The organism is Microtetraspora sp. AC03309 (assembly GCF_020826795.1).
Lineage (GTDB): Bacteria > Actinomycetota > Actinomycetes > Streptosporangiales > Streptosporangiaceae > Microtetraspora > Microtetraspora glauca.
Genome location: NZ_JADDIL010000146.1, coordinates 1 through 7,014 on the forward strand (window position 1 = coordinate 1; position 7,014 = coordinate 7,014).

The window sequence follows — 7,014 nt, forward strand, 5'->3', positions numbered from 1 at the left end:
CGCTCCGCGCGGCCGCCGGGACGCTGCCCGCGAGGGAGATGCGCGGCGTGAAGCCGGTCGCCGAGGTGCTCTCCGGTGTGCCGGTTCGGCAGCTCCGGCGGGACGGGGCGAACATCGGCCGCGGCTACAACCGGGCGGACGCGGCCGCTAGGGCGGGCCGTTAGGGGCCTGATAGGAGGAGAGCCCGCGCTATGACCTAGCGCGGGCTCTCGCCTGTTCTGAGCTGCGATCTAGCGCTCCTAGTGCTGTGACCGGAAACCTTCACCGGTCTCGCGTGTAGCCGCTGGCGTCGGTTGGATGTGTCCTACACGTCCGGCTGGCGCGAGGAGGCGCGGTGGGAGAACCGGTCCGAGTACGAAGACTGATGGACGCCGAAGGGCAGAAGCTGCAGCAGATCGTCCGCCGGGGCAGCACCAGTTCGGTCCGGTACCGGCGGGCGATGATCGTGTTGGCTTCGGCCGGGGGGAACACCGTCGCGGTGATCGCGCGCCTGGTGGCCGCCGATGAGGACACCGTCCGCGCGCAGGCTCTGCCCCTGGCCGCGCAGGAGCAGAGCCATGTCGCAGCGTGGCCTCGGGTCAGTCCGTGAAGACCAGCTTGGAGTACTGGTATTGGGTCTTGCCGTTCTCGTCGCCGTTATGGACCCGGCCCGTCATGACCTGGTTGGAGGGCGCCATCGAGGTGTGGCTGCTCTCCTTGTACTGGTCGCTCCAGATCGGGCCGGTCACCTTCACCTGGCGGTTCTGCCAGTACAGCGCGGCGGTGCGGTACCTCGTGGGGCCGTTCTCGTCCTTCTCGTGCCATCTGCCGACCAGCACCTGGTCGGCCGGGGCGACGATATAGCCCTCGCTCTCCTTGCGGGGCTGGGTCCAGTCACCGGAGTGCACGAAGACCCGCTGCCCGTTGATGTAGATCGTTCCGCAGTAGTACGTGGTCGGGGCGCTCTCATCGCCGACGTGCCTGCGGCCGGTGAGCACCTGGTTCACCGGGCAGATGAACTGGGAGTTCTTCTCGGACGGCATCGTCTTGGTGGAACCGGCCCGGACCTCGATCGTGTAATCGGCGGCCGCTGCGGGAGAACCCATGGTCACGGCCGCCAGCGCGGCGACGGCCAGCGCGGCGGACACGGTCGTGCGGTGATTCGTCATCGTCTTTCCTTCTTTCTCGTGCCAGTACGTCTGTGGGTTCAGCCCGCGAAGGTCACCGTCGAGTACTGGTACTGGGTCTTGCCGTTCTCGTCCCCGAGGTGCAGGCGGCCGGTCATGACCTGGTTGTGTCCAGCGGTCCAGGAGTGGTTGTTCTCCTTGTAGATGCCGCTCCAGGTCTTGCTGATCAACTGCACCTGCCGGCCCTGCCAGAACAGCGTCGCGGGGCGGTACCGCGTCATGCCGTTCTCGTCACCGGTGTGCATCCGCCCGGCGATCGCGACGCTCCCCAGGGCGGGTTCGTAGAAGGAGTCCTTCTCCTTCTTCTGCGTACTCCAGTCGAGCAGCGACACCCTGACCTGCTCACCGTTGATGAAGATGAAGCTGCAGGAATACGTGGTGTCGGCGTTCTCATCGCCGTAGTGGCTGCGACCGGTGAGCACCTGGTTCGTCGGGCAGGTGAAATTCGACCGCCACTCCTTCACCGTCTCGACGTGACCGCGCTGAACGCTGATCGTCACCGCCGAGGCCGACGCCGCCGAGACGGGCGCCATCGCCACGATCGCCAGCGCGGCTACCGCCGTCGCGACGGGCATGGCCTTACGAAACATTCCCATACTTGCTGGATCCCCCTGTGTTGCCGCGAATGGATCTCATCCGCCCCACAGGTCTAAAAGATCAAGCTTGGAGACGCCTAGGATTTGACTTGGGCGAGTGAGGGTCAGCCCCTCTTACCTGAGGGCTCCTGTTCGATCCACTCCCGTAGAGCGGCAATGCATTGGTCGTCCATCAGTCTTCGTACTCGGACCGGTTCTCCCACCGCGCCTCCTCGCGCCAGCCGGACGTGTAGGACACATCCACCGACGCCAGCGGCTACACGCGAGACCGGTGAAGGTTTCCGGTCACAGCACTAGATCGTCGCGAAGGGCTATCCGATTGTGGCCTTCCAGCCACCCCGCTGAAGGCGGATCATCCCATCCGGTGTGATCGTGGCCTTCGCCCCGTACAGAGGCAGGCTCCCGTCCACGAGCCACTGGTGGCGGATCTGGTCGAGGATGTCCCACAGACGGCGCGGGCCGCCCTGACGGACCGTCGGCGCCTCGTCATACATGGCGGACGCCTGAGCCCACGACCCGTCCGCGTGCGCCATCCACGCTGTGCGGCGCCCGTCGTCGTCCTCCTCGTACCAGTGGGAGATGCCCGGCGCGACGACCTCCAACATGCTCTGGAGCTCCCACGCCTCGACCACCTCGACGACCGGGTACCGGCCGCGAGAGGTCTCGCCGCCTTCCTGGTCGTTGGCCCGGTCGAACACGCCGCTCAGCCGGGTCGGGTAGTCGTCCCCGTGCCGCACCGCCATGAATCCGGCACGGTCCCACTGGACGCTCCCGACCGCGCCCCCATTGTCGGTCAGGTCCGCGACGACGATGATCGTGGTATCGCTGATGGTGGTGACGAGCCGGCCGCCGGGGCGGAGCGCGCCCAGCCACGAGGCGGGGATGCGCGGCACGGACACGGTCGCGACGATCCGGTCATAGGTGGCGGGGAGCGGCCCTGTGGCGTCCACCGTCGTGATGGTCGGGTGCAGGCCGATCGCGTCGAGGCGTTCGGCGGCGACCTTCGTCAGGTACGGGTCCACGTCGATGCTCGTCACCCGCTGGTCGCCGAGACGGTGAGCGAGGAGAGCGGCTCCGTACCCGGAGCCAACACCCACGTCCAGAACGTCCGCACCGTCGTACAGGTCGGCGTGGCCGAACATGCGCAGGACCAGGCTCGGCAGCGTCGATGACGACGTCGGCAACCCGACCGGACGGTCACCGGCTGTGGCGTGGTCGGCGTGCAGGCCGCCGACCCGGGTGACGAGGGACACGTCGCTGTACGCCGCGTCCATCCAATCCGCCTCATCGGATGCGCCATCGGCGAGGGTCCAGCCGGCGCGTGTCCGGTCCCACCAGCGCGGCACGAGCAGATGCCGCGGCACGGTCGCGACCGGCCGCCGCCACGGCGAGGTGGGCCGCGTCACCTCGCCTGTGAGGCGGGCCGCGTGCTGCTGCCAGATCATTTCTTCGGTCTCTCCGGCTTCTTGGGGTCGGTGACCTGCTGGTTGGGGTTGCAGAACAGTTTCGGGTTGCAGGCCGTCCGCTCTGCGGGCGAGCAGTCGCCGCCATCGGCTTTCGGCCGGCACCCGCCCTTGTCCGGGTCGCAGCCCTTGTCAGGATCGCACTTGGCGTGCGGGCAGCGCGGCGGGATGGCGTCCACGAGATGCTGCCAGCGCGGGCTGTGCAGGATGTCGGCGAGATCGGCGGTTTTGACGTTCCCCGCGGGGGTCATCCAGCGGGACAGGACGCACGCCCACACGTCGCCGTCCGGGGAGATGGCCGCCTGGCCGCGGCCGCAGCCGCCACACAGCTGCGACACGTCCGGCAGGGCGGCGGTGGCGCGGCCGACGCCGCGGACGCGGTCGATCCACACGTCGGCCACGCCGAGCGCTTCCAGTTCGGCGCGGGCCTGGCCGACGCGCTGCCCGTGGCGGGTGTCGATGATCCCGGCACGGATGGGGATGCCGCGCCGTACGGCTTCGGCGATGTTCGCGCGGGTCCGGGCGTGGCTGCCGGTCCGGTAGGTCACCTGGTCGTGCTCGGCCGCCTGGTCGCTGTAGTAGGACGTGGCGAGGGTGACGCCGGGCCGTGAGAGCAGGTGCCACCAGGCTTCCTTGACCTGGTACAGGTTGGTGTACACCTCCACCTCCAGGCCGACGTCGATCGCGTGGCCGAGCAGCTCGGCGAAGTTGGGGTGGCGGGTCGGTTCGCCGCCGATGAGTTGGATGCTGCTGACGCCGTGCGCGGCGGCGCGGCTGATCAGCGTCTGCCAGTCCTGCAACGTCATGGTGCCGTGGCCGCCGAGTGGGCTCGACTCGGCGTAGCAGTGGGTGCAGGCGAGTTGGCAGTTGCCGGTGATCTCCAGTTCGAGGTGCCAGCCGGCGAGTGGGAGGGGCGCCGCCGTGTCGGCGGATGGTTCGGTGAGCACGGTCATCGCGTGGCCCTTTCCAGGGAGAGGGGTGGATGGTGCTGTTGTGGCCCGTGGCCCCGGGGCGGTGCGCGCCGCCGTCCCACGGGGGCGGGACGGCCGGGTTCGCCCCGGGGCCACAGGTGCTTGCCTGGCAGACCCCGGTGTCGGGCCGTGGGTGTGGGCCGGACGGAGCGGAAGGCGCGGGGTCTGCCAGAGAACAGGGGCGGCTATCCGCTGCTGTCGTCGTCGTCCGGGGCGCCGCCCGGGTTGCCAGCGGCGGCGGCCGGCATGGTGTCGTCGGGCTGGGGGCGGTGGGCCATCAGTTCGGCGCCGGTCCAGTGCAGGATGAGCATGAGCGAGTCCATCAGCGGGACCTTCGTTCAGATGGGGTTGCGCATCGAGTCCGGCACAAGATTCGCCGGCGGCTGGTCTTTCATGATCTGGTCGTAGCGGGCCGCGATACGGAGCGCGGCGGTCACCGGGTCGTCAGCGGGGCCTGCCGCGTAGATCGGTCCACGGGCGTCTCGCTCCCCGGTGGGCCACTGGTACTGGCCCTTGGCCGTCAACACCAGGAGGCCACGCGCGACGGATACGAACGCGACCTGGTCGCCCTGGTGGACGTCCGCGTGGATCTCGTGGCGGTCACCAAGCGCTGCCTGGAGGCGGATCGCGGCCGCGGCCGCAGCGTCAGGGCGGCGAGGCGGCGGGCTGGTCCGGCGGGGCCGTGTGACGTCGACGCCGCCGGACCAGCCGGCGGGGCCGACGGACCGTGGGTGTGGGCGGTCGGCCGCCTGGGGGAAATGCCTGGGGGTCTGCACGTGGGCTCCCCTTCTCCCGTCACTGATTGGAGGTCGATCGTGACGGTAGGTACCGGCTGCGAGACGCATCAACAAGATTGCGCCGGTTTGCACGACGCCGACGCAGACAAACCGCGCTCTTGTTGATCTAGCAAAGTCACGCAAACCGCTTGGTGCGGCGGCAGCCCCGGTGCACACTCATGCAAAACCCCTGTCCGCGCCTGGCGAAGGAGACCATCATGGCGCTGCGGTTCCTCGGCAAAGACCCCGACAGCCCATCCGGAGACTCACCCACCATCTGGGAGGACACCGAGGCCGGCGAGTACGTCATCCAGGGCTACATCGTGACCTCGGTGGACACGCTCGCGACGGTGGGAGAGCTTCCCAACGGGGAGACCGTGCTCCGTCTTCCCAAGCGCATGATGCAGTTCTTCCCGGAGGTCAACGGTGACGCCCGCTCTGAGTCCTGACGAGCTGATCCGCAGCTGCGAGCGCTCCGCCATCCACCTGGAGATGCGCGACGGATACATGCTCGAGGATCCGGGGCTCGTCGCCTGGCAGAGCGGCCGCCTGGAGGAGACCGCCTCCTGCTACCAGCCGTGGATGACGCTGATGCAAGAGACCGTTCGGCGGGGTGTCGATGTACGGCGGGCCCGGATCGTGTCCGAGCCGCTCAGCGAGTACGTCAGGTTCGAGTACGAGATCAGCCATTTCAACGTCGCAGCCGGTGAACAGGTGCGTTGGCTGGCTCGCAGCAACGCCAGTGACTTGGCGCTCCCCGGCAACGACTTCTGGCTGATCGACGAGACATGGCTGGTGTTCACCCACTTCAGCGGGAACGGCGACGTAGTCGGCCGCGAGCAGACCCGGGACCCGCAGCTGGTGAAGTTCTGCCTGGAGGCATTCGACGCCGTCTGGGAGCGGGCGACCCCGCACGACCAGTACCGGCCTGCCTGAACATCGCCGGAGCACATTCATGGCCACCCCGTCGTCCAGCGCCCGCCAGGCGCTCGAAGCCCTTGGTATCCGGCTGCGGGAAATCCGCATCGACGCGCGCCTCACCGGGCGGGACCTAGCCGAGAGGGCGGGGTGGCATTCGTTGAAGGTCAGCCGGATCGAGTACGGCAAGCAGGCGCCGACCGCCGACGATATCCGCGCCTGGTGCGCGCACTGCCGTGCCGAAGACCAGTCCGCAGACCTCATCGCGTCACTACGGACCGCCGAGGGCATGTTCGTCGAGTGGCGGCGGATGGAGCGCACCGGTTTGCGCCTCGCCCAGGAATCCGTGAACCCGCTCTGGGAGCGGACACGCCACTTCCGGATCTACTCCTCATGGCTGATCCCCGGCCCCGTACAAACCCGCGCATACATCACCGCGCTTCTGACCGGCATCATGCGCCGTCGCGGTCTCCCCGACGACGTCGCCGACGCCGTACAAGTCCGAGTCGACCGGCAGCACGTCGTCCACGAAGGGGACCACCAATTCGCCATCGTCCTCGAGGAGGCCGTCCTGCGATACCCGATCGGTGGGACCGACACTATGGCTGGCCAGCTCGGGCACCTGCTCACCGTCGCCACCCTGCCGTCGATCTCCCTCGGCATCATCCCGCTCGGGGCCGACCGCTCCGCCCGGTGGCCCTCAGAGGGGTTCTTCATGTACGACGACGAGGTCGTGAACGTCGAACTGACGTCAGGCCACCTCACCGTCACGCAACCGCGCGAGGTGGCCATGTACGCCGACACGTTCGCCATGCTCGCGAGTCTCGCCGTGTACGGATCGGCGGCTCGGTCACTCATCACCGCAGCGATCGGCGCACTGGACTCCTGAGCCACACAGCTGTGCCGCATCGTCCAGGAGCCTGCACGGCGTAAACGACTCAGGGAGTCCCTTTGGATCAAGGGACTCCCTGGTCAATCGTTGCGCGGCCGAGAGGACTCGAACCCCTAACCTTCTGATCCGTAGGGAAGGGCAGATGCCACATCAGCGGCGTCCCGGGAGCAATGCTTGAAACCTGTGGATCTGACGGGAAGGGGTGTACCTTCCCGAATCTGATCAGGTATCT

General features: G+C 68.1%; 9 protein-coding genes and 1 pseudogene. 4 read left to right on the plus strand and 6 right to left on the minus strand.

Annotated elements, in window-relative coordinates:
• Positions 1–364: 364 nt before the first annotated feature.
• Positions 365–520: pseudogene (locus IMZ11_RS41285) on the plus strand (IS630 family transposase); the annotation flags it as partial.
• A 58-nt stretch (positions 521–578) separates the two neighbouring features.
• Here the strand turns inward: IMZ11_RS41285 and IMZ11_RS41290 are convergent.
• From IMZ11_RS41290 to IMZ11_RS41315, 6 genes are all read right to left on the minus strand, one after another.
• A complete protein-coding gene (locus IMZ11_RS41290; RefSeq protein WP_228648832.1) occupies positions 579–1,148 on the minus strand; it encodes a hypothetical protein in 570 nt (189 codons plus the stop codon).
• A gap of 38 nt (positions 1,149–1,186) precedes the next feature.
• Positions 1,187–1,741, minus strand: coding sequence for a hypothetical protein (locus IMZ11_RS41295; RefSeq protein ID WP_228648834.1), 555 nt, complete (start codon positions 1,739–1,741; stop codon positions 1,187–1,189).
• 332 nt (positions 1,742–2,073) lie between these two features.
• Positions 2,074–3,207 carry a methyltransferase domain-containing protein gene (locus IMZ11_RS41300; RefSeq protein ID WP_228648836.1) on the minus strand — a complete coding sequence of 378 codons (1,134 nt, stop codon included), beginning with the start codon at positions 3,205–3,207 and terminating at the stop codon, positions 2,074–2,076.
• Positions 3,204–4,178: a radical SAM/SPASM domain-containing protein gene (locus IMZ11_RS41305; RefSeq protein ID WP_228648838.1), complete on the minus strand. Its 975-nt coding sequence runs from the start codon at positions 4,176–4,178 to the stop codon at positions 3,204–3,206. Before IMZ11_RS41305 ends, IMZ11_RS41300 begins: the two co-directional genes overlap by 4 nt.
• A 203-nt stretch (positions 4,179–4,381) precedes the next feature.
• Positions 4,382–4,519 carry a hypothetical protein gene (locus IMZ11_RS41310; RefSeq protein WP_228648840.1) on the minus strand — a complete coding sequence of 46 codons (138 nt, stop codon included), beginning with the start codon at positions 4,517–4,519 and terminating at the stop codon, positions 4,382–4,384.
• Positions 4,520–4,534: 15 nt separating this feature from the next.
• The gene (locus tag IMZ11_RS41315; protein WP_228648842.1) at positions 4,535–4,972 is read right to left on the minus strand and encodes a hypothetical protein; all 438 of its coding nucleotides are present in this window, start codon (positions 4,970–4,972) and stop codon (positions 4,535–4,537) included.
• Positions 4,973–5,190: 218 nt separating this feature from the next.
• On the opposite strand from IMZ11_RS41315, the gene IMZ11_RS41320 reads away from it, so the two are divergent.
• Genes IMZ11_RS41320 through IMZ11_RS41330 form a run of 3 tightly spaced genes read left to right on the plus strand, consistent with a single transcriptional unit; the run spans position 5,191 to position 6,779 of the window.
• Positions 5,191–5,421: a hypothetical protein gene (locus IMZ11_RS41320; RefSeq protein WP_228648844.1), complete on the plus strand. Its 231-nt coding sequence runs from the start codon at positions 5,191–5,193 to the stop codon at positions 5,419–5,421.
• Positions 5,399–5,908 carry a DUF6879 family protein gene (locus tag IMZ11_RS41325; RefSeq protein ID WP_228648846.1) on the plus strand — a complete coding sequence of 170 codons (510 nt, stop codon included), beginning with the start codon at positions 5,399–5,401 and terminating at the stop codon, positions 5,906–5,908. Before IMZ11_RS41320 ends, IMZ11_RS41325 begins: the two co-directional genes overlap by 23 nt.
• A gap of 19 nt (positions 5,909–5,927) precedes the next feature.
• On the plus strand, positions 5,928–6,779 hold the full coding sequence (locus IMZ11_RS41330; protein ID WP_228648848.1) for a helix-turn-helix transcriptional regulator: 852 nt from the start codon (positions 5,928–5,930) through the stop codon (positions 6,777–6,779).
• Positions 6,780–7,014: the final 235 nt, after the last annotated feature.